The sequence below is a fragment of the Shewanella sp. MF05956 genome (assembly GCF_059758055.1).
Genome location: NZ_JCAYNV010000002.1, coordinates 31,942 through 55,540, shown reverse-complemented (window position 1 = coordinate 55,540; position 23,599 = coordinate 31,942). Strand labels below are relative to the sequence as shown.

General features: G+C 43.5%; 18 protein-coding genes. 10 read left to right on the top strand and 8 right to left on the bottom strand.

The window, feature by feature from the left end:
• Positions 1-32 precede the first annotated feature (32 nt).
• The 3 genes from AC19MX_RS02145 to AC19MX_RS02135 all read left to right on the top strand — a co-directional run bounded on the left by AC19MX_RS02145 (position 33) and on the right by AC19MX_RS02135 (position 3,157).
• Complete coding sequence (locus tag AC19MX_RS02145; protein WP_432399201.1) at positions 33-956, top strand: FAD:protein FMN transferase; 924 nt, start codon at positions 33-35, stop codon at positions 954-956.
• A 5-nt stretch (positions 957-961) separates the two neighbouring features.
• Positions 962-1,621, top strand: coding sequence for a response regulator (locus tag AC19MX_RS02140; RefSeq protein WP_432398894.1), 660 nt, complete (start codon positions 962-964; stop codon positions 1,619-1,621).
• A gap of 147 nt (positions 1,622-1,768) precedes the next feature.
• Positions 1,769-3,157 carry an ATP-binding protein gene (locus tag AC19MX_RS02135; protein WP_432398892.1) on the top strand — a complete coding sequence of 463 codons (1,389 nt, stop codon included), beginning with the start codon at positions 1,769-1,771 and terminating at the stop codon, positions 3,155-3,157.
• A 77-nt stretch (positions 3,158-3,234) separates the two neighbouring features.
• On the opposite strand, the gene AC19MX_RS02130 is transcribed toward AC19MX_RS02135, so the two are convergent.
• From AC19MX_RS02130 to AC19MX_RS02115, 4 genes are all read right to left on the bottom strand, one after another.
• Positions 3,235-4,689 carry a DUF3300 domain-containing protein gene (locus AC19MX_RS02130; RefSeq protein ID WP_432398891.1) on the bottom strand — a complete coding sequence of 485 codons (1,455 nt, stop codon included), beginning with the start codon at positions 4,687-4,689 and terminating at the stop codon, positions 3,235-3,237.
• Between the two features lie 124 nt (positions 4,690-4,813).
• Complete coding sequence (locus tag AC19MX_RS02125; RefSeq protein WP_432398890.1) at positions 4,814-6,142, bottom strand: ATP-binding protein; 1,329 nt, start codon at positions 6,140-6,142, stop codon at positions 4,814-4,816.
• Positions 6,135-6,818: a response regulator transcription factor gene (locus tag AC19MX_RS02120; RefSeq protein WP_160053762.1), complete on the bottom strand. Its 684-nt coding sequence runs from the start codon at positions 6,816-6,818 to the stop codon at positions 6,135-6,137. The genes AC19MX_RS02125 and AC19MX_RS02120 overlap by 8 nt, the downstream gene beginning before the upstream one ends.
• A 3-nt stretch (positions 6,819-6,821) precedes the next feature.
• Positions 6,822-7,163 (bottom strand): PepSY domain-containing protein, encoded by a 342-nt coding sequence (locus AC19MX_RS02115; RefSeq protein ID WP_432398889.1) that lies wholly within the window; start codon positions 7,161-7,163, stop codon positions 6,822-6,824.
• A gap of 252 nt (positions 7,164-7,415) precedes the next feature.
• Between AC19MX_RS02115 and AC19MX_RS02110 the strand changes: the two genes are divergently transcribed.
• Positions 7,416-8,306: a choice-of-anchor H family protein gene (locus AC19MX_RS02110; protein ID WP_498296445.1), complete on the top strand. Its 891-nt coding sequence runs from the start codon at positions 7,416-7,418 to the stop codon at positions 8,304-8,306.
• Between the two features lie 178 nt (positions 8,307-8,484).
• Positions 8,485-9,162: a YiaD family glycine zipper/OmpA-like lipoprotein gene (locus AC19MX_RS02105; RefSeq protein WP_432398887.1), complete on the top strand. Its 678-nt coding sequence runs from the start codon at positions 8,485-8,487 to the stop codon at positions 9,160-9,162.
• Positions 9,163-9,293: 131 nt separating this feature from the next.
• Here the strand turns inward: AC19MX_RS02105 and AC19MX_RS02100 are convergent, their stop codons facing one another.
• Both AC19MX_RS02100 and xseA read right to left on the bottom strand, forming a co-directional pair.
• Positions 9,294-10,007 carry a hypothetical protein gene (locus AC19MX_RS02100; RefSeq protein ID WP_432398886.1) on the bottom strand — a complete coding sequence of 238 codons (714 nt, stop codon included), beginning with the start codon at positions 10,005-10,007 and terminating at the stop codon, positions 9,294-9,296.
• Between the two features lie 48 nt (positions 10,008-10,055).
• Positions 10,056-11,396, bottom strand: coding sequence for an exodeoxyribonuclease VII large subunit (gene xseA, locus AC19MX_RS02095; protein ID WP_432398885.1), 1,341 nt, complete (start codon positions 11,394-11,396; stop codon positions 10,056-10,058).
• 118 nt (positions 11,397-11,514) lie between these two features.
• Here xseA and guaB point away from each other — a divergent pair, with 118 nt between their 5' ends.
• The 3 genes from guaB to tadA all read left to right on the top strand — a co-directional run bounded on the left by guaB (position 11,515) and on the right by tadA (position 15,376).
• Positions 11,515-12,981: an IMP dehydrogenase gene (guaB, locus tag AC19MX_RS02090; RefSeq protein ID WP_432398884.1), complete on the top strand. Its 1,467-nt coding sequence runs from the start codon at positions 11,515-11,517 to the stop codon at positions 12,979-12,981.
• A gap of 92 nt (positions 12,982-13,073) precedes the next feature.
• Entirely contained in the window at positions 13,074-14,651 is a 1,578-nt protein-coding gene (guaA, locus tag AC19MX_RS02085; protein ID WP_432398883.1) for a glutamine-hydrolyzing GMP synthase, read from the top strand.
• Between the two features lie 197 nt (positions 14,652-14,848).
• A complete protein-coding gene (tadA, locus tag AC19MX_RS02080) occupies positions 14,849-15,376 on the top strand; it encodes a tRNA adenosine(34) deaminase TadA (protein ID WP_432399200.1) in 528 nt (175 codons plus the stop codon).
• 24 nt (positions 15,377-15,400) lie between these two features.
• Here the strand turns inward: tadA and AC19MX_RS02075 are convergent, their stop codons facing one another.
• Both AC19MX_RS02075 and mltF read right to left on the bottom strand, forming a co-directional pair.
• Positions 15,401-15,595 (bottom strand): hypothetical protein, encoded by a 195-nt coding sequence (locus AC19MX_RS02075; RefSeq protein ID WP_432398881.1) that lies wholly within the window; start codon positions 15,593-15,595, stop codon positions 15,401-15,403.
• Positions 15,596-15,625: 30 nt separating this feature from the next.
• Complete coding sequence (gene mltF / locus AC19MX_RS02070) at positions 15,626-17,062, bottom strand: membrane-bound lytic murein transglycosylase MltF (RefSeq protein ID WP_432398880.1); 1,437 nt, start codon at positions 17,060-17,062, stop codon at positions 15,626-15,628.
• A gap of 349 nt (positions 17,063-17,411) precedes the next feature.
• On the opposite strand from mltF, the gene purL reads away from it, so the two are divergent.
• Positions 17,412-21,293, top strand: coding sequence for a phosphoribosylformylglycinamidine synthase (gene purL / locus AC19MX_RS02065; protein WP_432399199.1), 3,882 nt, complete (start codon positions 17,412-17,414; stop codon positions 21,291-21,293).
• A gap of 269 nt (positions 21,294-21,562) precedes the next feature.
• Complete coding sequence (locus AC19MX_RS02060) at positions 21,563-22,579, top strand: IS110 family RNA-guided transposase (protein ID WP_432406175.1); 1,017 nt, start codon at positions 21,563-21,565, stop codon at positions 22,577-22,579.
• The last annotated feature ends 1,020 nt before the right edge of the window (positions 22,580-23,599 follow it).

The window sequence follows — 23,599 nt, the reverse complement described above, 5'->3', positions numbered from 1 at the left end:
AAGATAGTGTTATGCAGCCAACAGAGAGTGCTATGCCAGCCAATTTATCACGTTCTGAAACTAACACAGTCAGTGACATCAGCTTACAGCCGCGTAAATGGGGTTTTTTAGGCTCATTTAAGGCAATGGCAAGTCCTTGTGAAGTGCTGATGGCCGTTAATGATGAGCGCGTAGCCATGCAAATGCTACAGATGGCTTACCAGGAAGCTAAACGGATTGAGCAAAAGTTCAGCCGTTTTATTGAAGACAATCTCATTTGGCAGATAAATCATGCTCACGGTACTGAGATCCCCGTTGATGCAGAGACCTTGCATTTATTGCATTTTGCCCAGCAATGTTATCAATTGAGTGACGGTGCATTTGATATCAGTGCGTGCCCACTTATGGTGTTGTGGCGTTTTGATGGCCAGCAAAAAATCCCTCATCAACATGATATTAAGCAAACCTTACAACATGTCGGCTTAAACAATATCACTATCACGCAAACCCATATTCATATGCCAGTCGGGATGAGTATCGATTTTGGTGGTATCGGTAAAGAGTATGCGGTAGACAAAGCGGCTCAAATGATTGCTCAGCGCTGGCCTAATTATTCAGTGCTGGTTAATTTTGGCGGTGATATTGCCTGTCCGATCACCAAAAGCGATGGCTGGCAGGTGGGAATTGAAAACCCGCAAAAATTAGATAATGCCGCAGCACTCTTAACCATTCGTCAAGGTGCGCTAGCTACCAGCGGTACGACTCGCCGTTATATTGAGGTGGATGGAAAACGTTATGGCCACATTATTAATCCCACAACGGGTTATCCTATTGAGCAGGCGCCTTTGTCTGTCACCGTGCTTGCACCTAATTGTGTGATGGCGGGAATGTTAGCCACCATGGCGATGTTAAAAGGATCAGAGGCTGAAGCCTTTTTACAACAGCAAGGTGTCGACTTTAAGGTGTTTAGAGGGTAAAAAATATGCGTGTATTACTGATTGAAGATAATAAATTACTCGCCCAAGGCGTGGTAATGAGTTTGGCTAAGGAAGGCATTCAAGTTGATCATTTATCATCGTTTAAGCAAGCGCAAGCTGCACTCAACAACGAAGATTTTAGCGCGATTATTCTTGATTTAGGCTTACCCGATGGTGATGGTGCCGAGTTGTTAAAACAATGGCGCCGAAGTGGTGTCTCTTTACCGATTATCGTGCTCACAGCGAATACTGACTTTGACACTCGCTTGGCTTGTTTAGATATTGGTGCAGATGATTACCTCAGTAAACCTTTTGATGTTAGAGAATTAATTGCGCGACTACGAGCCATTATTCGGCGCCAACATGGTTTAGACAATAACCAATTTAGCTACGGCGCACTCGACATAGATTTTACTCGTTGTGAAGTGCATTTTCGGGGTGAATTAGTGTCATTGTCACGCCGTGAGTATCAGTTAATACTTGAGTTTGCTCAATCAGCCGGGCGTGTATTAACCCGCAGTCAACTCGAACAATTAACTTATGGTTGGGACGAGGTCGGCAGTAATTCGATTGAGGTGCACATACATCATTTACGGAAAAAAATGGCCACTGAATTAATTAAAACGGTACGGGGCATCGGCTACATCTTGACTGAGACGCTTTAGGGTGGTGCTATCGACTATCGACTATCGACTATCGACTATCGACTATCGACTATCGACTATCGACTATCGACTATCGACTATCGACTATCGACTATCGATTGTGCATAAGTGACTAGTCAACCTTCGTGACTATTTTTAAAGGATGTTATGTTCTCATTACGATTATTATTCAGCGTGTTAATGCTACTTGGCATTGTACTTACAGTAACGTTTTCGAGTGTATTAAGTTCTCGCGATGCCATGCATGAAGTTGAAGAGCTATTTGATGCGCAAATGGTGCAAACGGCAAAAATGCTTGAGCAGTTTTATGTTAATCAACTCACGGAAAAACAGCTTACCCAGTTGGTGACACGACCTATATTATTTCATGTTGATGATTCCAATATCGAAACCTTTGCTGAACAAGCCAACCCGATATCCCTATCTTATGAACACAAATTGTCTTTTCAACTCTTGTCGACTACCGGGCAATTACTCGCCTATTCAGACAGTTCTGGTGAGCAAACGTTAACCCAGTTCACTCAAGGTTATGATACGCGCAACATCAATGGCAATTTATGGCATGTGTATAGCTATTTTTCAGCGGCTCATCAAGTGTGGATTGTTACGGCACAACGGCATGATGTGCGCCAGGAATTAGTGTCGTTAATTGTGAGTAATACCTGGCGAACCCCATTGATTATCACTCCAATAATGATGTTTTTTATGTTGTTGTTTATTTATTTTCTGTTTAAACCGCTTAAGTTATTAGAGCGTCATTTAGATAAGCGACCTGCTCAAGATCTCACGCCAATTAACTTCACATTACCAACGGAGTTAGCGTCTGTGCAAAAAGCGCTTAACAGTTATTTGTTGCGTATTGCCGATACCATAGTGCGTGAGCGTCGATTTAGTGCCGATGCCGCTCACGAGCTCAAAACCCCATTAGCGATTATTAAGTTACACAGCGATGGCTTAAATGATGTGTTGTCAGCTCAGCATCAAGACGTTCAGCAAATGACATTGCCTTACATTGATGCCATTGGTGAAGGGGTTAATAGGATAAATCATACGGTTGAGCAGTTGCTGCTGTTATCGCGAGTTGATGCCATTGAAGCGCTTAATCGTTCAGACTGTAACCTGCAAAATAGTATTGATAATGTGGTCAATCAGTTATTACATGTCATAGCTGATTATGAATGGCATATTGATATTCCCGCCGGAATGACCATTAACGCAGACCCATTTTATCTTGAATTAGTATTAAAAAATATTATTGAGAACGCTTGTAAATACAGCCCAGTAGAGTCGTTAATTACGATTCGAGCGACTCCACATGGTGTGCAAACGTTGATAGAGGTAATCGATCAAGGACGTGGCATGTCTAGTGATGAAATCAGCTTAGCGAAAAACCGCTTTTATCGCGTGGATGAAAATACCTCGCAAGGAGCAGGGCTTGGCTTATCCATTTGCCAGCATATTATTAGTTTACATCACGGCGAGTTACATTTTACTCAAGTTGAGCCACACGGGCTCAAGGTCAGTATTATCGTGTAGCCTACATTTTGAATGTCATTGAAACATTGAATACAAAAAAGATGAGCGCCCTATAGCAACTCATCTTTTTCGTTTTATTACTGTCTTTCTCGTGATGGTTTAATGTCTCGTGAATGACTCGATTGGCGTGCTGAGTTGTCACGTTGTTGACTCATTGCTCGCGACGCTTGTTGCACGGCTTGCGTTCGCTGCTCACGAACAGGCTCAACGCGAGCATTACGCTGTGCTTGTTGTACTTGCTGAGCACGTGGTTGGTTAATAGCATTAGCCACAGGTTTAACTTCATTTCTGGCCTTGGTATTGACTACGTCACGTTGGCGGCTCACCGGTTCTCTGTCGCGGCTGTAAGTTGATTTCATTGGCTCACTTTTACGTTCAAACGATTTTACCTGCGATGTAGGTTGACGTTGCTGGCTAAGTTCACGTTTTAGCTGCGTACTTCTATGTTCAGCAGCTTCATTACGGCTCACATTTTTCACGCGAGTGTGCTCATTACGTTTGTCTTGCTTCACATTTTGGTTAATGTGCTTACGTTGCTCGCTCACCTTAATTGAATCATTTCGCGACGTAACACGGCGCGGCTCATTAGCGAGTTGACGCTTTGGCTCGTGCGAGTAACTCACTGGCTTATTTCGTTTTTCATAGTGACCGTTATAGCGTTTGCTGATCACCTGGCTGCGATAAGCCACACCTTTACGGTGCTTAGGTTTGTGCTGCCAATGTTGTGCGCCATGGCTGTAGCTTATTCTACGTGGTGTGTAGTAACGGTAGTTTTTATGTACTGGTACGGCTATTACACGGCGGTCATGCCAATGGAAACCACTGAAGAAAAAGTTAAAGCTAATGCGTACACCGCTGTCCCAAAAAATGGCATGATGGTTAGGGCGATAGTTGACGTAGGCTGGCGCATGCCAATATACCGGTGGGTAACGGTTCCAGCGCCAATTGCCATACACAATACGGCTGTCGTAATACGGTACATAGACAATTTCAGGACGCACAGACTCAATAATAATGCGGCGTTCAACACGCGATACCTTTACCTGTTCAAGATCTGCCAGGTTATTGGCTTCATCTGCTTGTTGTCTTAATGCTTGGATGGTATCGAGCATTCGGCCTTCGTCTTGTAAAAAGGCATCGCCAAGGTTTTGCGTCCAAACCAAATCATTATTTAAACGCTCGAGTACATTAGGAAAAGCCACTAACGCTTTAACGCTTGGGTCCCAATCTTGAGACTCGACTTCGGCCATAATTTGATTGGTGTCGCGATTACCTTGATTGGCTAACCAGCGCTTAGCTTGCACAATCTCAAGCGGGTAGGTTGAGGCAATCAAAATATGGGTGAGTAAACTGTCTGGATATAGCGCAATAGGCGCGAGCATTTGCGCAAGTTCAGCGTCACTCACCACATCATCAGCTGCATTGTATGAATATGATTCAGTTGGCTGCGCGGCTTGCACACTCGCTAATGGCATACAAACCAAAGCTAACGCCAGTAGCGCTTTAGCGGGTGTTTGAATGGCTTTTTTCATGTTATCTCCAGTGTCATTGATGACTGTTATGTTCATCATAGCGAGCTGAAGATGAACATAAGCTGAAAGTTAACTAAAGGGAATAAAAGAGTGCGATGATTTTTATCTAGGCTGCAGCACTTTATTAATGGGTAAACTCGAACTCAAATTTGGCACCGCCTAAAGACGTCGACTCAGCTACCGTTAATGTGCCGTGGTAGCTGTCAACTAAGTCGCGCACAATAGCGAGGCCGATGCCGTGACCTTGTTCGTAAGTGTCGGCGCGCATACCACGTTCAAATATTTGCTGTTGCTTGTCTTTAGGCACTCCAGCACCATCATCTTCAATACTGATCAGTAAGCTGTTGGCTAATTGCTTAACGCTCAATAACACATGGCTATTGGCTGCTTTGCAGGCATTGTCTAATACGTTTCCGAGCATTTCAGTTAAGTCAGACTCATCACCTTTAAAGCGGGCTTCAGCATCACCTTGATAATCAATGCTCAACGCTTGATGTTGGTATATTTTACTTAAGGTACGCACCAAACGAGTGGCAATATCATCAACACTCACCCCAAGATGCCAGCCCGTTCCCGCAGCACTTTGCGCTCGCTTTAACTGATACGCCACAATTTGATTAATACGATTAATTTGCTCTAGCGAAGCGTCATTTAAATTCGCCTGAGTTTGCATTACGGCGAGAGGCGTTTTTAAACTGTGGGCTAAATCGGCCAGGGCGTTACGGTAACGTTTTCGCTGATTTTGTTCTGTTTGCAATAAGGTATTGAGCTGTTTTGCTACTTTTTGCAGTTCAATGGGATATTGAGTACTCAGCTGCATCGACTTACCTTGTTCCACTGCACTGAGTTCTTGACTGAATTGGCCTAAGGGTTTGAGGGTCCATAATAACCAACTTAATTGCACGCTAAATAACAGCGCCATTAATATCAATAACCAGGTCCACAATGTTTTTGAAAACTGGCTAATTTGTTGTTGGTATTCTTGTTGGTTTTTAATGATGTGCAGCGTCATGGTAAATGGTTGTTCGCTGGTGGCAAAGCTGACACTGAAACTGTAGATCAATTGCGGTTTATCGTTAATGAGAATGCTGGCGTAACTGTTTCGACCCGTTGCAGGCTTTGGTAAGTTAATGGGGGTATTTAAGCCTAAAAACGAATTTGAGGTCCACAGTAATTGATTGTCTTTGGTGGTGATCAGTGCATAGAGACCAGAGCCAATGACATTGAATTGGTTTTCGAGCAGGTGCTCAGGCATAAGTAATTCATCATTTTCCACTTCGGCCATGGCTAATACGGAATAAACATAGGCTTTTAACTGGTTTTTTGCCGCCACGTTAATTTGGGTTTCAAAGGCGTTGTTAACGGTAATGCCAATAATGGGCAGCAATACTAAAATAAGCAGTAATGCACTGACCACAATGCGAACTTTAAGTGAGCCCAATAACTTATTCATGTTGCCCTAATTGGCGTAAACGATAACCCTGGCCGCGCAGTGTTTCGATAAGCTGGTATTGATTGTCTGGGTCGAGCTTTTTACGCAAGCGACGAATAAACACTTCAATAACGTTAGAGTCGAGATCAAAATCTTGATCGTAAATATGTTCAATCAAACTGCTTTTAGAATGTACCGAACCAGGGTGCAGCATAAGGTATTCAAATAACTTGTATTCCGAACCACTTAAATTAACCACCTGCTGATGCATTTTAATTTCAAGGCTGCGAGTATTAATACTAAAAGGCCCATTTTGAATGACAGGGCTGGCTTTACCGGCTGAGCGGCGGATCAAAGCATTAATTCTTGCGACTAACTCTTCAAGCTGAAACGGCTTACTTAAATAGTCATCCGCACCGGCATCAAGGCCAATCACTTTGTCTTGCCAGCTATCACGGGCAGTTAAAATGATAATGGGGTAACTGATATTTTGCTCGCGCAATTGGCTAATGAGCGACAGTCCATCGAGTTTGGGTAATCCGACATCAATAATCGCCACATCGTACTGGTATTCCTGGGCCTGGAATAATCCTTCTTCGCCATCTGAGGCGACATCGACCGTGTACTGCGCCTCAATAAGGTATTGCTTAATGTTAGCTTGCAGGGCTAAGTCATCTTCGACCAGTAATAATCTCATGAGTTAGTTCCTTGATACTGAACCATTCGTGGCGTCGACAGACACATAAAAGATGACGCCATCGTTGGTGAGGAGTTTCACGCGATAACCAGGATGACCATTTACACTGCTAGATTGTACTTTTAACACCTTGCCTGAATAGCTGCGCTTAGCAATTTTTATGGCTTGCTGTGCACTGTTGACCACAAGGTTATTGCCTTGACGGTTATCTTTAGGGCCAGGTACAAGTGCAAAGGGGGCGGCAGAATTTAATGATAAAACAAGCGAAGCGCCAGCAAAGCTGGGTGATGAAATCACTAACATTAAGCCTAAAAGAATGGCCTTGAGCTTGAACATACGCTGCATAGTGTTAATCCTATTTACCTCATTGTTCTTAGTGTAAAAGATCCTTTTCTATATAGAAACATCTACTTAAAAAATTGCGCTAGCAGTTGATGTTAATACGTGTTGTTGGGCAAGTATACCGATATGCAGATGAACACTAACTGAATGACACTCAGAATATCGAGATGGCGATAACTATTTGCTAATGTTCAGGTTGTGTTCATTTTGGGTGGGTTTTAATGACCGCAACATTTAAGGTTGTGAGGAATCACCATGAACCAGCATTCAAATAACATAAACAACACTACATCATCGTTTAATACGGTTAAATTAGGATTAAGCTTATGTGTTGCATGTGCCTTAGGATTGAGTTCTGCCAGCGTATACAGTGCTGAAGTGCCAGCGGCCCAAATAAGTACAAAACAAGTGAGCGGTGCGATAAGCCAGGCAAGGCAATTAGAGATTCCGGCCACTACTGACAATAATGCAGAAACACGAGTGGCGCAGCTACATCAACAAGCCACGTTATTAACGGGTAATGCGCAAACCAGCCTTAAAGTCACCCGCGAACAACGTATGGCGGTACATCAAAAAGCCGCAGCGACTAAAGCCAGTCAGCAGCAACGTGCCTTGGCTCAGCAAAACCAGGTGATTTATTATGACTTTTCATTTTATGGCGCACAGTCGCGATTATTTGAAGATTACGATTACGACGGTTTTTATCAGACCTTTAGCGTGACCTTTGATGCCGATATCAACAGCAGTGGTGGTGATGTGCAAGCTGATGTATTTGCAGAATTATATTTAAGTCAAAATGGTGGCCCTTGGATCCATTATTACTCAACTGACGTATTCACCCTTAATGCCGATTCAAGCTTTGACGATTACGAAGTGCTAACGACGTTAGCGAACGGTTATCAAACCGATCATTATGACGTGTTAATCGATCTTTATGAGCTCGGTTATGCCGACCCTGTTGCCACGATTAGCAGTGATGATGTGGATGCATTGTATGCCCTGCCACTTGAAAGTAGCGACAGAGATGCGGTGTATGTTGAAGAAGTCTATATCGAAGAGGTTCATGCTGGCGCATTGTCATGGTTAAGTTTTAGCTTGCTCGGCGCTTTTGCCTGGTTCCGTCGCAGTTTTATGAACAAAAAATAACGTAATGATTGGTTGTGCATCAGGTAAACTTGAACTTTATGATGTAGCCATTTTTCGTTTTCATCAATCTTTCGTTTTCATCAAGAGTTTTTATTATTATCAAAAATGAGTCGTCAACCTTTGCTTGGGATAACCTTTTATCTCATCTTTTCCCCGGGCAAGGTCTTTAGGAGAGAGTATGTTAGTTAAGTTAAACACATCGTTGTTATGCAGTTCTTTAGTGGGTACAGCATTGTTGCTGTCAGGTTGTCAATTACCTAACCCTTACACCGGCGAGTCTGAAAATGCTAAAGCAACGAATGGCGCAATTATTGGTGCTATTGGCGGCGCTGCCATTGGTGTGGCCTCTGCAAGCAAAAAAGATCGCGGTAAAGGCGCACTGATTGGTGCTGCATCGGGTGCTGCTGTAGGCGGTGGTATTGGTTATTACATGGACGTACAAGAAGCGAAATTGCGTAAGCAGTTACAGTCTACTGGCGTCAGCGTGACTCGTAGTGGTGATAACATTATCCTTAACATGCCAAACGAAGTGACATTTGCCGTTGATCAAACGGTGTTAAGTGAACGCGCTAAGTCAGTATTAAACAGCGTAGTACTTGTGGCAAAAGAATATGACGACACGCGCTTAAACGTGATTGGTTATACCGACAGCTCAGGCTCTGACTCTTACAACTTACGCTTATCGCAAGTGCGAGCCAGTGAAGTGGCTCAATACATCACGAGCCAAAACGTAAATGGTTCACGCGTGTCATCAACCGGTATGGGCGAAGAAAGCCCTATTGCGAGCAATAATACTGCCGATGGCCGTGCGCAGAATCGTCGTGTTGAAATTGTATTAACACCGATTGGTAAGTAACTTTCTCACATCGTTGAGTAACGAATGAGTAAGTTAATTTACGACTTAAATGAAAGCCATCGAAAGATGGCTTTTTTGTTATCTATTTATCGCAGTTAAAGTTTTTTCTGAAAGAAATAAAAATGTTGAAGCTAATATTTCTTATATGTACCAGGGTAAACCGCATTGTAGAGCGATTTAAAGAAAATCAAAGCTATCCCAAATAAGCTGAATAAAAAGAATAAATACCCACGGCTATTGAAATCCCGTATTTTTGATTTCATGTCTCGATAACTGAGTAATGTGCTTTGATCCAATACCAGCAGATGAATAAGTCCATCTTGATGCCAAATCGATATTTGTGAGCCAGGCGTTAATGTTGCGGCAATCTTATTGCATGTTGAGGCGGGTAAGTTTGGGGCTAAAAATATTTCAGGATAAATTGAAACCACGACATCATAATACTCATCAATTTTACCTGTCTCCTCATCTTCCACTGTATCTTTACGACATGTTGCTTGATCGAGCACAGCAGTGTATTGATGAAGTTTACTGAAGTCGGTTACCCAATACTTTGATGCAATAAACGTAAAAGCAATGATATTGGATAATACATACAGCACCAGAAAAGTGATGCGCAATATTTTGTGGGTTTGAGTAAACTCGATAATCAGCTCTCGATGATCCCAGAAGCTGACATGATCGATCACGCTACTTTTTTCAACTTTGAGTTGGCCATTTTGTTTGCGGCGAGCTATTTCATCACATAATTGCTGATATCTTCCAGGAAATACTTGTTGATTAATCCGATATCGAGCATGTAACAGTTCAGCATTTTTGTATTTACGGTAATTAATTTTCTTCAAGCTAGTTCCTTTAGCGAATGCATATTTTCCTTGGCCTTGTATAGCGGATTATTTTAACGATATTTTGGTCACAGTCGAAGTGACACTTCCTTGTTTTAATCGAGTATGAATCACATCACCTTTATTCAATAGTTCGGCATTTTCGACAACCTGTTTGTTTGAGCTAGTGATTGAATAGCCTCGGCTCAATGTGGCCAGTGGGCTAACAGTATCAAGCTTATGGGCTGCTTGAGCTACGCGCAATGAGGCTTGCTTAAAGTAGTCGGTGCTGGCGTCGTTAAATCGCTCCGTGAGGTACTGCAAGCGTTGTGTTTCAAGCGTTAAGGTGTTGACTGGCGATCGCTGTTGTAAGCGATTGTTCAGTTGCTGGTGGCGCAACGTTAAACGGCTGAGTTTGTGTTGTAAGGCATGCTCTAAGCGCATCTGCATTTCATCAAAGCGCTGTTCAAATTGTTGCAGTTTTCGCTGTGGCTCATGGCGTTGAAGCTGGTGGGTTAATTGGGTTAAGCGACCATTTTGTTGCAACTGATAATGCTTCATGCTTTGTTGTAATCGGGCTAACAGTAATATCAGCTTTTCAGCTTTGTTACCTTTGTCTTTAGACAATAGCTCGGCGCCAGCTGATGGCGTCGGTGCACGCACATCGGCAACATAATCGCTTATAGTGGTGTCTATTTCATGGCCGACAGCACTAATTACCGGTAGGGCACTATTGTAAATTGCATGAGCTAGGTGCTCACTGTTAAAACACCATAAATCTTCTAACGAGCCGCCGCCACGAGTCAGTAGTAATACATCCACTTCAAGACGTTGGTTTGCCGTAGCAATGGCTTGGCAAATTAATTGGCTCGCGGCTGCACCTTGCACTTGGGTTGGATAAACAATCACTTCGATAGATGGGTCGCGTCTGGCTAATACGTGCAATATGTCTCGAAGCGCTGCGCCAGTGGCAGAGGTAATCACGCCAATGCGTTGAATATTGCTTGGAATAGGGCGCTTTGTTTCTGTGGCAAATAAACCTTCTGCAGCTAATTTAAGCTTTAATGCTTCAAATTCTTGTGCTAACAAGCCGTCGCCAGCAGGTAACATTGACTCGAGTAGCAATTGATAGTCGCCACGAGGCTCGTAAACGCTGATAGCGCCTTTAACTAAGACTTGTTGACCATTGACAGGTTTAAAGCGTACCGATTGATTACGGCCTTTAAACATCGCACAGCGAATTTGTGATTGGCTGTCTTTTAAAGTGAGATACCAATGGCCAGAACTTGGCGAGGAAAAGTTTGAAATTTCACCATTTAACCAGATTTTACCTATTTGACCTTCAAGAATATGCCTCACTTCGCCGTTTAATTGCGAAACGGTGTAAACATTGTTTTTTGTGGCACTCATGAATGTTCTCATTCTAACGGTAATAAAAATCTATTTTCCATTTACCAACTGCAATATGCAAGGTATAATCTCGCCGCAATATTTCACCTCAAATCCTACTTACTAGGGAGATGTTGCCATGCTACGTTTACTGAAAGATGCACTAACCTTTGATGATGTGTTGTTGGTTCCTGCCCACTCGACCGTACTCCCTAATACCGCTGTTCTCAAAACCCGTTTAACGACTAAAATCGAACTGAATATCCCATTAGTGTCTGCTGCTATGGATACAGTAACCGAGTCTCGTCTTGCAATTGCAATGGCGCAAGAAGGCGGTTTAGGTTTTATTCATAAAAACATGAGTATTGAGCAACAAGCCGAAGAAGTCCGCAAAGTTAAAAGCTATGAAGCAGGGATTGTTCAAGACCCTGTTACCGTCACTCCCGCGACAAGTTTAACTGACCTACGTGAATTAACTGAGCGAAATGGTTTTGCTGGTTACCCTGTGGTGAATGATGCACACGAACTTGTGGGTATTATTACAGGCCGCGACGTACGTTTTGTTACCGACTGGAGCAAAACTGTTGCCGACATGATGACGCCAAAAGATCGCCTTGTGACAGTAACCGAAGGCACCAAGTTAGATGAAGTGCAAAAGTTAATGCATTCTCATCGTATTGAAAAAGTCCTTGTGGTTGACAATAATTTTAAACTTAAAGGCCTTGTCACTGTAAAAGATTTCGAAAAAGCTGAGCGTAAGCCAAACGCCTGTAAAGACGAGTTAGGTCGTTTACGTGTTGGTGCCGCAGTTGGTGCTGGTCCTGGTAACGAAGAGCGTGTTGACGCCCTTGTTAAAGCCGGTGTTGACGTACTGTTGATCGACTCATCACATGGTCACTCAGAAGGTGTATTACAACGCATTCGTGACACCCGCGCTAAATACCCAGATTTACAAATTGTTGGCGGTAACGTTGCTACGGCTTCTGGCGCGCTAGCGTTAGTTGAAGCCGGTGTTAACGCGGTTAAAGTAGGGATCGGCCCTGGCTCAATCTGTACTACTCGTATTGTTACCGGCGTAGGTGTACCACAAATTACAGCCGTGTCTGATGCTGCTGAAGCGGTATTAGCGTTAGGTATCCCTGTGATTGCCGATGGTGGTATTCGTTATTCTGGTGACTTAGCTAAAGCATTAGCCGCAGGTGCATCATGCATTATGGCGGGTTCAATGTTTGCCGGTACTGAAGAAGCTCCTGGTGAGACTGAGCTTTATCAAGGCCGTGCGTATAAGTCATACCGTGGTATGGGTTCTCTTGGCGCAATGGGCCAAACTCAAGGTTCATCAGATCGTTATTTCCAAAGTGACAACGCCGCAGACAAATTAGTGCCTGAAGGCGTTGAAGGTCGCGTACCTTACAAAGGTAAGTTGAAAGAAATTATTCACCAGCACATGGGCGGTTTACGCTCATGCATGGGCTTAACCGGTTGTGCCACCATTAAAGATTTAAATGAAAAAGCACAGTTTGTAAGAGTCACTTCAGCTGGAATGGGTGAGTCACACGTACATGACGTGACCATTACCAAAGAAGCACCAAACTATCGTTCATAATTACGGCAAGGGCGACGTTTGTCGCCCTTTTGTTACTCGCATTATGGCCAATGTATTGGCCATGGCATTTAATCAATTTGTAAAGGTTACCCATGATTAATATTCATGATCATAAGATTTTGATCCTCGATTTTGGTTCTCAGTACACTCAACTTATTGCCCGTCGTATTCGTGAAATTGGCGTGTATTGTGAGTTATGGGCTTGGGATGTGAGCGAAGCTCAAATTCGTGAATTTGCACCGAACGGCATTATTTTAGCCGGCGGTCCTGAAAGCGTAACCGCTGATAATTCACCACGTGCACCTGAATACGTATTTAATGCTGGCGTGCCAGTGTTAGGCATTTGTTATGGCATGCAAACCATGTCAGAACAACTTGGCGGTAAAGTGATTCAAGGCGTTGGCGAAGGCGAGTTTGGCTATGCTCAAATCGAACTTCAAACCACGTCAGCATTGTTTAAAAGCATTGAAGATGCCGTAAGTGCAGATGGCAAGCCATTGCTTGATGTATGGATGAGCCACGGTGACAAGGTGTCTGTGATCCCAGAAGGCTTTGTGACCGTTGCTAAAACGGCCACCTGTCCGTTTGCCGCCATGGTCAACGAAGAAAAACGCTTTTACGGTGTACAATTTCACCCAGAAGTGACGCACACTCGCCAAGGTCAGCGTATGCTTGAGCATTTTGCGTTAGACATTTGTGAATGTGAAGCAAACTGGAAACCGTCATCAATTATTGAAGATGCGATTGAGCGTTTAAAGCAACAAATTGGTGATGACGAAGTAATTCTGGGTCTGTCTGGCGGTGTTGATTCATCGGTAGTGGCGATGCTATTGCACCGCGCCATTGGCGATAAGTTAACGTGTGTTTTTGTGGATAACGGCTTGTTGCGTTTAAACGAAGCAGAGCAAGTACTCGAAATGTTTGGCGATCACTTTGGACTCAATATTGTTCATGTCGATGCTGAAAATCGTTTCTTAGATGCGATGGCTGGCGAAGCTGAGCCTGAAGCTAAGCGCAAAATCATTGGTCGTGTATTTGTTGAAATCTTCGACGAAGAATCTAAAAAATGTGCAAATGCGAAATGGCTAGCTCAAGGAACTATTTATCCAGACGTTATTGAGTCTGCTGGTAGCGCCACAGGTAAAGCACATGTGATTAAGTCGCACCATAATGTGGGCGGTTTACCTGCTGATATGAAAATGGGCTTAGTTGAACCACTACGTGAATTATTTAAAGACGAAGTCCGTAAGATTGGTTTAGAACTAGGTCTGCCTTATAACATGCTTTATCGTCACCCGTTCCCAGGGCCAGGCCTTGGCGTGCGTGTACTTGGCGAAGTGAAAAAAGAGTACTGCGACCTGTTACGCCGTGCAGATGCTATTTTCATTGAAGAGCTGCATAAAGCCGATTTATACAATAAAGTCAGCCAGGCATTTACGGTGTTTTTACCGGTACGCTCGGTTGGTGTAATGGGTGATGGTCGTAAATATGATTGGGTTGTGTCGCTACGAGCTGTAGAAACAATCGACTTTATGACAGCGCATTGGGCCCATTTACCATACGACTTCTTAGGTCGCGTTTCAAACCGCATTATCAATGAAGTTGATGGTATATCTCGTGTGGTTTACGATATTTCAGGTAAGCCACCTGCCACTATCGAATGGGAATAACCCAACGGGGTTAATCTTGTGTAGAAGTTAAATAAAAAAGACGCTGCGGCGTCTTTTTTATTTGTTAGAATAGTCGAGTAGATCCCATGACTTAGGCTAATCGCGTGACAGATATTCCCAAGGCAGAGTGTGCCACTCAACTTGATCCCAATCTCTCTTCCTGTTCAGCTTCGCATGCGAATGCTAATCCAGAGGTTATCGATACACCTGTGAATGAAGCTCAACAGATTATTGATCGCCAATGGATGCGTTTGGCTATGCAGCTAGCTGAGCAAGCCGAGTTAAAAGGTGAAGTGCCTGTTGGGGCCGTGTTAGTTAAAGATGATGTCATGATTGCCAGTGGGTTTAATTTAAGCATTATCAATAACGACCCCACCGCCCACGCCGAAATGGAATGTATTCGCCAGGCAGGTAAGGTGCTTAATAATTACCGAATGTTAGACACGACTTTGTATGTGACACTTGAACCTTGCGCGATGTGCGCGGGCGCAATGGTCCACGGACGCATTAAGCGCGTGGTTTATGGCGCGGATGATTTAAAAACCGGTGCTGCGGGTAGCGTGATTGATTTACTGCAACATCCTGCGTTTAATCATCAATTAGCCGTGAGTGCAGGGGTGTTAGCCGATGAGTGTGCAGAGCAGTTAAGTGCATTTTTTAAGCGCAGGCGAGCCGAAAAAAAAGCCCTCAAACTGTTCGCTAAAAAGCAACAGGTTGAAGACTGATTTGTTTGAGCAGTTAATCGTTGATTAACTATCTGTTTGAACTAATAAAAAATGTGCGCGTTGACGGTTTTGAATGCGGTTTTTATGTACTTTTAGCATGACACGACGGCGTGACATGGTGTTGCTTATCGCTCTTCTTCTCATACCGATACCCTTTAAATCATGTTGCTGAATTAAATTGCTTAACAACGCCGCAAGTGAGCGCTGTTGATAAGCCATAGTATTTTTTCACACTTAACAATGCAATCGTTATGGCTGCTGAGCCGACACATTGGTATTAATTTGTACTTCTTCGGCAATCACTTCCATGCTGTCGCTTTCGTCGATCACTTCCATCTGTTTGGTTTGATTATCAACCCACACTAAAGTGTCGTAATAACGGCGAATACTGTCAACATAATGAACCGCTTCACTGCCTCTGGCATAACCATAACGGGTTTGTTTGTAATACTTTGACTGCTGTAACAGGGGTAAAACCTTTTTTACATCACGCCAGGCATTAGGATCTTTATCCATCGACTCGGTTAAGCGGCGAGCATCTTCAACATGACCTAATCCGATATTGTAAGCTGCTAATGCAAACCAAATTCTTTGTGATTCAGAAATGGTATCGGGTAAACGTTCCATCATATCTTTTAAATAAAATGCGCCGCCACGAATACTTTGTTCAGCATCCAAGCGGTTTTCAACGCCTACATAGGTTGCTGTAGGGCGGGTGAGCATCATCATCCCCCGTACACCGGTTCGCGAACGAGCCGTAGGGTTCCAATGTGATTCCTGGTAGCTCGCTGCGGCCAGTTTACGCCAATCTAATTCACCCGCGTGTTCTTCAAACATGCTGCGATACTCGGGCAAAATATTGTCAATCGCGCGGATAAATGCACGAGTATCAACATAATCAAAGCGTTTTACATGGCCAAAATATTTTTCGTTGAGGTGCTCTAACGTACCTGCTCGTTTTTCATTGTGCCAAAAAGCCAGCAGTTGACTCATTAAACGGTCACTGTCTTTTGGCGGTAATAACCAAACAACTTCGAGTTTTTCTTCCAAAATCATGCCTGCGCGTAACTCGGGTAAAAAACGTTGGTTGATTAATAAGCTATTTGAGTCTGAAATGGTGTAGTTCAATTCACCTTTGGCAACCAATGCAAACAACTCTTCGTTATCTTTGTCATTAACCTGGTTCCACATTAACTCTGGGTGATCTTTTTGTAATTGGGTTAAGGTATTTACCGATGATGAGTTCGCCATAACGGTAATTTCACCAGACAAGGTGCCAATGTCTTTGGGTTCTGGCGTGCCTTCTTTATAGACCAGAACCTGGTTGACTTTATATAGCGTAGGGCCAAGCTTAAACTGTTTACTGCGATTAGGGGTTTTGGCAATGCCTGCCGCAATAATATCGATATCATTATCTTTTAACGCTTTAAACAGTGCCTTACGATCGGTAAAAGGGATCATTTCTAACGGAACCGCTAGGTAATCGGCAAAACGTTGAGCCATTTCAAAATCAAAGCCGGTTTCACCTAACTCAGAATTGAGATATATCTGTGGTCCATAAAGCGTACCGACCTTAAGGACCGTACGTTTTTGCGCTGGCGCAGCAATATCCACCTGTTGAATATCAACTGGCTGACAGGCGCTGAGTATTGCGCAGAGTAAAATGACAAATAAGGTTTTAATCATATTTATTAACTGGTTATCTTAAGTTGTTCGTAAAACTCACGAGAGTAATAAGAGAAAAACGAGTGTAAATAGCCTTTAAATATGCAGGGGGATAGCGTTTTTTTTTGCGATACTTTATCAGGTGTTTTCCTAAACGCCTAGGCTTGTATGAATAAGCAGCAATATTTGATTGTTTTGTATTCAGATGTAAAGTCGTCATGCTATTCACTTTAGCATTATTATCATGGGATATTTTTCCTATCAGGAAACACTGTTTTCACCCGTGCTTGAAGGTGATTTGTATGGTGCAATTCCCTATAATGGCGCCAATTCTGACCCTCCTATATAAATTATAAGGTGAATAGACGTGATGGAAATCATTCGCGGAGCCCCAGCACTATCTGCATTTAGAGTTCAAAAACTCATGGAGGCTTGTGAAAACGCATCGCTTCCAGTGTCGCAAATTTATGCCGAATATGTGCATTTAGCCAATTTGACTGAACCACTCGATGAGAATGAACGTCTACAACTCGAAACTATTCTTACCTACGGCCCAGCGATTGAATCGCACGCTCCACAAGGTGCATTACTGTTTGTTACTCCTCGTCCTGGCACGATTTCTCCTTGGTCATCTAAAGCAACCGACATCGCTCAAAATTGTGGTTTAAATAAGGTAAAGCGTTTAGAGCGCGGTATTGCCTATTATGTTGAGTCAGTCACCTTAACAGCCGAGCAGCAAACACAATTACAAAGCTTATTGCACGACCGCATGGTTGAAGTCATGTTGCCAAGCTTTGATGACGCTCAAGTGTTATTTGCTCGCACAGAACCGGCTAAATTTAACAGCGTAAACATTTTGGCCGAAGGGCGCCGTGCGTTAGAAGTGGCGAATACGAAGTTAGGCTTAGCATTAGCAGATGATGAAATCGACTATTTAGTTGAAAACTTTGTTCGCTTAAATCGTAATCCCAACGACATCGAATTAATGATGTTTGCTCAAGCAAACTCAGAACATTGCCGTCATAAAATTTTTAACGCGGATTGGACAATCGATGGCGAAGTGCAGCCTAAATCATTGTTCAAAATGATTAAGAACACCTTTGAAGTGACGCCAGATTTTGTATTATCAGCTTATAAAGATAATGCTGCAGTAATGACAGGTTCGGTTGCAGGGCGTTTCTTTCCCGATCCTGATGGCGTTTACAATTACCATACAGAACCTATGCACGTGTTGATGAAAGTGGAAACCCACAATCACCCAACGGCAATCAGCCCATATCCAGGTGCAGCAACAGGTTCTGGCGGTGAAATTCGTGACGAAGGTGCGACGGGTCGTGGTTCTAAACCCAAAGCAGGTTTAAATGGTTTTACTGTGTCCAACCTTAAAATCCCGGGTTTTGTACAGCCATGGGAAGGTAATTACGGCAAACCTGATCGTATTGTCACCCCATTAGAAATTATGCTTGAAGGCCCATTAGGCGGCGCGGCATTTAATAACGAGTTTGGTCGTCCTGCTATTACCGGGTATTTCCGTACCTATGAGCAAGAAGTCTCGAGCCATAATGGTGTTGAAGTAAGGGGTTACCATAAGCCGATTATGATTGCGGGTGGTTTAGGTAACATCCGTGAAGAGCACGTGCAAAAAGGTGAAATCACTGTTGGCGCTAAGCTTATTGTGTTGGGCGGCCCAGCAATGAATATCGGATTGGGCGGCGGCGCAGCCTCTTCTATGGCATCTGGTCAATCGAGTGAAGATTTAGATTTTGCTTCTGTGCAACGTGAAAACCCTGAAATGGAACGTCGCTGCCAGGAAGTGATTGATCGCTGTTGGCAATTAGGCGACACCAACCCCATTCAATTTATTCATGACGTGGGTGCAGGCGGTTTATCAAACGCTTTCCCTGAATTGGTTAATGATGGTAATCGTGGCGGCGTGTTCAATTTACGTAACGTGCCTTCGGACGAACCTGGCATGAGCCCACTTGAAATTTGGTGTAACGAATCTCAAGAACGTTATGTGTTATCGGTTGCCCCAGAAAACCTGCAACAGTTTGCTGATATTTGTGCTCGTGAGCGTGCGCCATTTGCGGTTGTAGGTGAAGCCACAGAAGAGATGCATTTAACGCTTGCTGACAGTCACTTCAATAACAAGCCAATTGATTTACCGCTTGAAGTATTATTAGGTAAAGCGCCTAAAATGAGTCGTGATGTGGTGTCTGCTAAGGCAGTGTCACCCGCGTTGGATCAAACTAAAATTGAGCTAACTGAGGCAGTTAAACGCATTCTGACGTTACCAACCGTTGCTGACAAAACCTTTTTAATCACCATTGGCGATCGCTCTGTAACCGGTTTAGTTAATCGTGACCAAATGGTCGGTCCTTGGCAGGTACCTGTTGCAGATTGTGCAGTCACGGCATCAAGTTATGACAGCTACACCGGCGAAGCGATGTCGATGGGCGAGCGCACTCCGTTAGCGCTACTCGATTTTGATGCATCGGCTCGTATGGCTGTTGCTGAGTCGATTATGAACATTGCCGGTACCGATATTGGTTCGTTCAAAAGAATTAAATTATCGGCCAACTGGATGTCGCCAGCCGGTCACCCAGGTGAAGATGCCGGGCTTTATGAAGCCGTTAAAGCCATTGGGGAAGACTTATGTCCAGCCCTTGGCATTACCATTCCTGTTGGTAAAGACTCCATGTCGATGAAAACCGCATGGCAAGACAATGGCGTCAGTAAAACCGTGACATCGCCGATGTCGTTAGTCATCACAGCCTTTGGTATTGTGCAAGATATTCGTAAAACCGTCACACCAGAGCTTCGCTCAGATAAAGGTGATAGCGCATTATTGATGCTTGATTTGAGCAACGGTCAAAACCGTTTAGGTGGTTCATGTTTAGCGCAGGTTTACAGCGAGCTTGGCGATATTGCGCCAACACTGGATAACACGGCTAACCTAGCTGGCTTCTTTGAGGTTATGCAAAAGCTAGTATCAGACCAGGCGGTTATTGCTTATCACGATCGCAGTGACGGTGGGTTATTTACCACCCTAGTTGAAATGGCATTTGCCGGTAACACAGGGTTAACTATCGATTTAGCAGGCTTAAACGGCACTGATTTAGAGCGTTTGTTTAACGAAGAATTAGGCGCTGTAATCCAAGTTAGTGCAGCTCAAGCCGCTGACATTGCTAAGCAGTTTGAAGCTAAAGGTGTGAGCTGTCATCACATTGGTGGCTTACAAGCTGCAGATAAGATCAGCATTACTGATGGCAAACGCGTTATCTTTGCCGACACCCGCACTGCATTACGCACTTTGTGGTCTGAAACCACCTACCGCATGCAAGCGTTACGTGATAATCCAGAATGCGCTAAGCAAGAGTTTGACCTTAAACAGCAAGCTGATGCACCGGGCTTAACCGTCAAATTAGGCTTTAACCCGAGTGAAGATGTTGCCGCACCTTATATTTTAAAAGGCGCCGCGCCAAAAATGGCTATTTTACGTGAGCAGGGTGTTAACTCGCACATTGAAATGGCCGCAGCATTTGACCGCGCAGGCTTTGAAAGCCGTGACGTACACATGTCTGATATCTTATCGGGTCGTATCAGCTTAGAAGAATTCCAGGGCCTAGTGGCTTGTGGTGGTTTCTCTTATGGTGACGTACTTGGCGCCGGTGAAGGTTGGGCTAAGTCGATTTTATTTAACAGCCGTGCTCGTGACGAATTCAGCCGCTTCTTTGAACGTGATTCAAGCATTGCGCTTGGTGTGTGTAACGGTTGCCAGATGTTATCTAACTTAAAAGAAATCATCCCTGGCAGTGAACATTGGCCACATTTTGTGCGCAACCGTTCTGAGCGTTTTGAAGCACGCTTTAGTTTGGTTGAAGTACAACAAACACCGTCGGTATTCTTCGAGGGTATGGTCGGTTCACGCATGCCAATCGCGGTATCTCACGGTGAGGGTTTAGCAGAGTTTGCCAATGCCCAAGCGCTTGCCGCTGCCCAAGCGTCTGGCACAATTGCACTGCGTTATGTTGATGGTCACGGTAACATTGCAACACAGTACCCAGAAAATCCTAACGGTTCACCAGACGGTTTAACGGGTATTTGTACCATTGACGGTCGTGTCACCATCATGATGCCGCATCCAGAACGTGTATTTAGAACCGTTGCTAACTCATGGCACCCAGATGGTTGGGGCGAAGACAGTCCATGGATGCGCATGTTCCGTAACGCGCGAGTTAAGATTGGCTAAGGTTGAAGGCCAGCCCTTAAATCGGTTGGCTATCAGCTACAGTTTATAAATGACTGCTGTAAGCAACCGTTTGTAAATAAAAGCCTTCAAAAACAAATGGCGACTCAATTGAGTCGCCATTTTTATTGGTTTAATTTTGTATTTAATCAATAAGTAAATCAATAAGCCAAACAAAAAGCCCCACGGCATTAGGCTGTGGGGCTTAATTAGATGGTCCGCCTCACCCCTAAGCTAAACTTAGGGTAGGCTAATCAAAGAGGCGAAGCATCATGTCTACTATTAAAGTAATTGGGATCGATTTAGGCAAATCTTCTTTTCATCTTGTTGGGCACGATCACACTGGTCGTGAACAATTACGTAAGCATTTAAGTCGTCCAAAGCTCATTCAATTTCTGTCACAAACACCTAAAACGACAATTGCAATGGAGTCATGCGGTGGCTCCCACTGGTTGGCAAGAAAATGCCAATCACTCGGTCATGAGGTTAAACTCATCCCTCCCCAATATGTTAAACCTTACGTTAAAACAAATAAAAATGATTATATTGATGCCGATGCGATAGCTGAAGCATGCACAAGGCCGTCGATGCGCTTTGTTGGTGTAAAAACAGAAACCTCACAAGTCATTAGTGTTATTCAGCGTGTTCGGTCTAGTTATATCAAAGAGCGGACAGCATGTATGTCACGCATTGGTGCAATCTTACTTGAGTTTGGCATGAGTTTTCCTAGAGGGCATGCCAAAATGAAAGTGCTATTTCAATGGATTGCCGATAACGGCGAACCGCTTCCAGTCATGTTGATGCAAGAATTGATAGAGCACCATGAGTACTATTTACTGCTGAGTGAACGCATAGCAGGTCAAGATAAAAAGCTTAAACAGCTTGTTGAGCAAGACGTGCGAGCGCAGTTATTAAAAACGATACCTGGGGTGGGAGATTTAACAGCGGCTCAGTGTTTAGCCGATATCTCTGATGTCACTCATTTTAAAAATGGCCGTCAAATGGCCGCATGGATAGGGTTAGTCCCTCATCAATATTCAACGGGAGGTAAATCGACCTTGCTGGGTATCAGTAAGCGTGGAAATAAGGCATTAAGAACGTTATTTATTCATGGTGCACGAGCGATGTTATCAAGGCCAGAAAAAGCGCTGGCGGTATTTGGCGAATGGATACTTGAACTCAGAGCGAGGAAGCCATTCAATGTAGCCGTAGTTGCTTTGGCAAATAAGTTAGTGCGAATAGCGTGGTCAGTGTTATCGACCAAGCAAGCATTTGAAATAAGAGTTTAACCCGAGTTTGCAGATGATAGATAAGATGGCAGAACGGTCAGACCACTAGATTGAAGACCTGACACAAAAAACAGCAACAAAGTATGCTTTGGGCTTTTTGAGGACAATCTAGCGCGGAACTCATCGTGGAGCGGGTGGTAAAGCACCTAATGAAGACTCCGAATACATTAGCGCAAACCAACCTCGTTATCGAAAATATCATTTGCAATAACGAGGCGGACCATACATTTTTGTTACTATGGCATTAAAACCATGATGGGTCTTTATCGAATTGCGCTAACAAAAACAATCTACCGCATCACGTTTTGCCGCGTAAACGGAATCAATTAGATATGTAAGTTTACGTTATTTATCTTCTTTCTTAGTAAACATTTCAGAAAAGGCAAGTTTGTATAGGTTTACAATATTTTCAAATAATAGCGTCATAACAAGATCTCGGAACATTTAGGGGAGGGGATTAAGACTACGACGCAATAAATGTAGTAATTCGTGTTCTTAATTGTGCACAAATTATACTGTGAGTGTGAATTTTGCTCAAATGAGAAAAAGTGATGTCAGGGATTAGATTTATTAATGGGTTGATTTTTTGTTATTACTTTATTCTTAACGAGCCTTTTCTATCATATTGTTAATATTAAGTATTATTTTTTAGGTGTTTTAATTTGTTAAAGTTTTACTTATCTGCTACAAAAAAGCAACCAAGTGTTACTGCGATTAATCAACCCTTTCTGGTTAAGCGATATTCCTTCATGTTTTGAGTCTTAAATGATGCCCGCCTAGCAATTGGGCTGGTATTGTCAATACCTCTAGCGAGAGGGTAAGTACGAATTTGGTGGTCTTGGTGGTTTTTAACGCAAAAGTTGATTTGCTTTGCGTCACAAAGTTGACTTTTTTGTGCGATGTAGCGCAAGTGTTAAATTCGTAACTCGCTGAATAATATATACTAATAAATATCCATGCGAAAAATCTAATGTTGGTCACATAATTGATTAAAAAATATGATCTACCAACACTTTATAC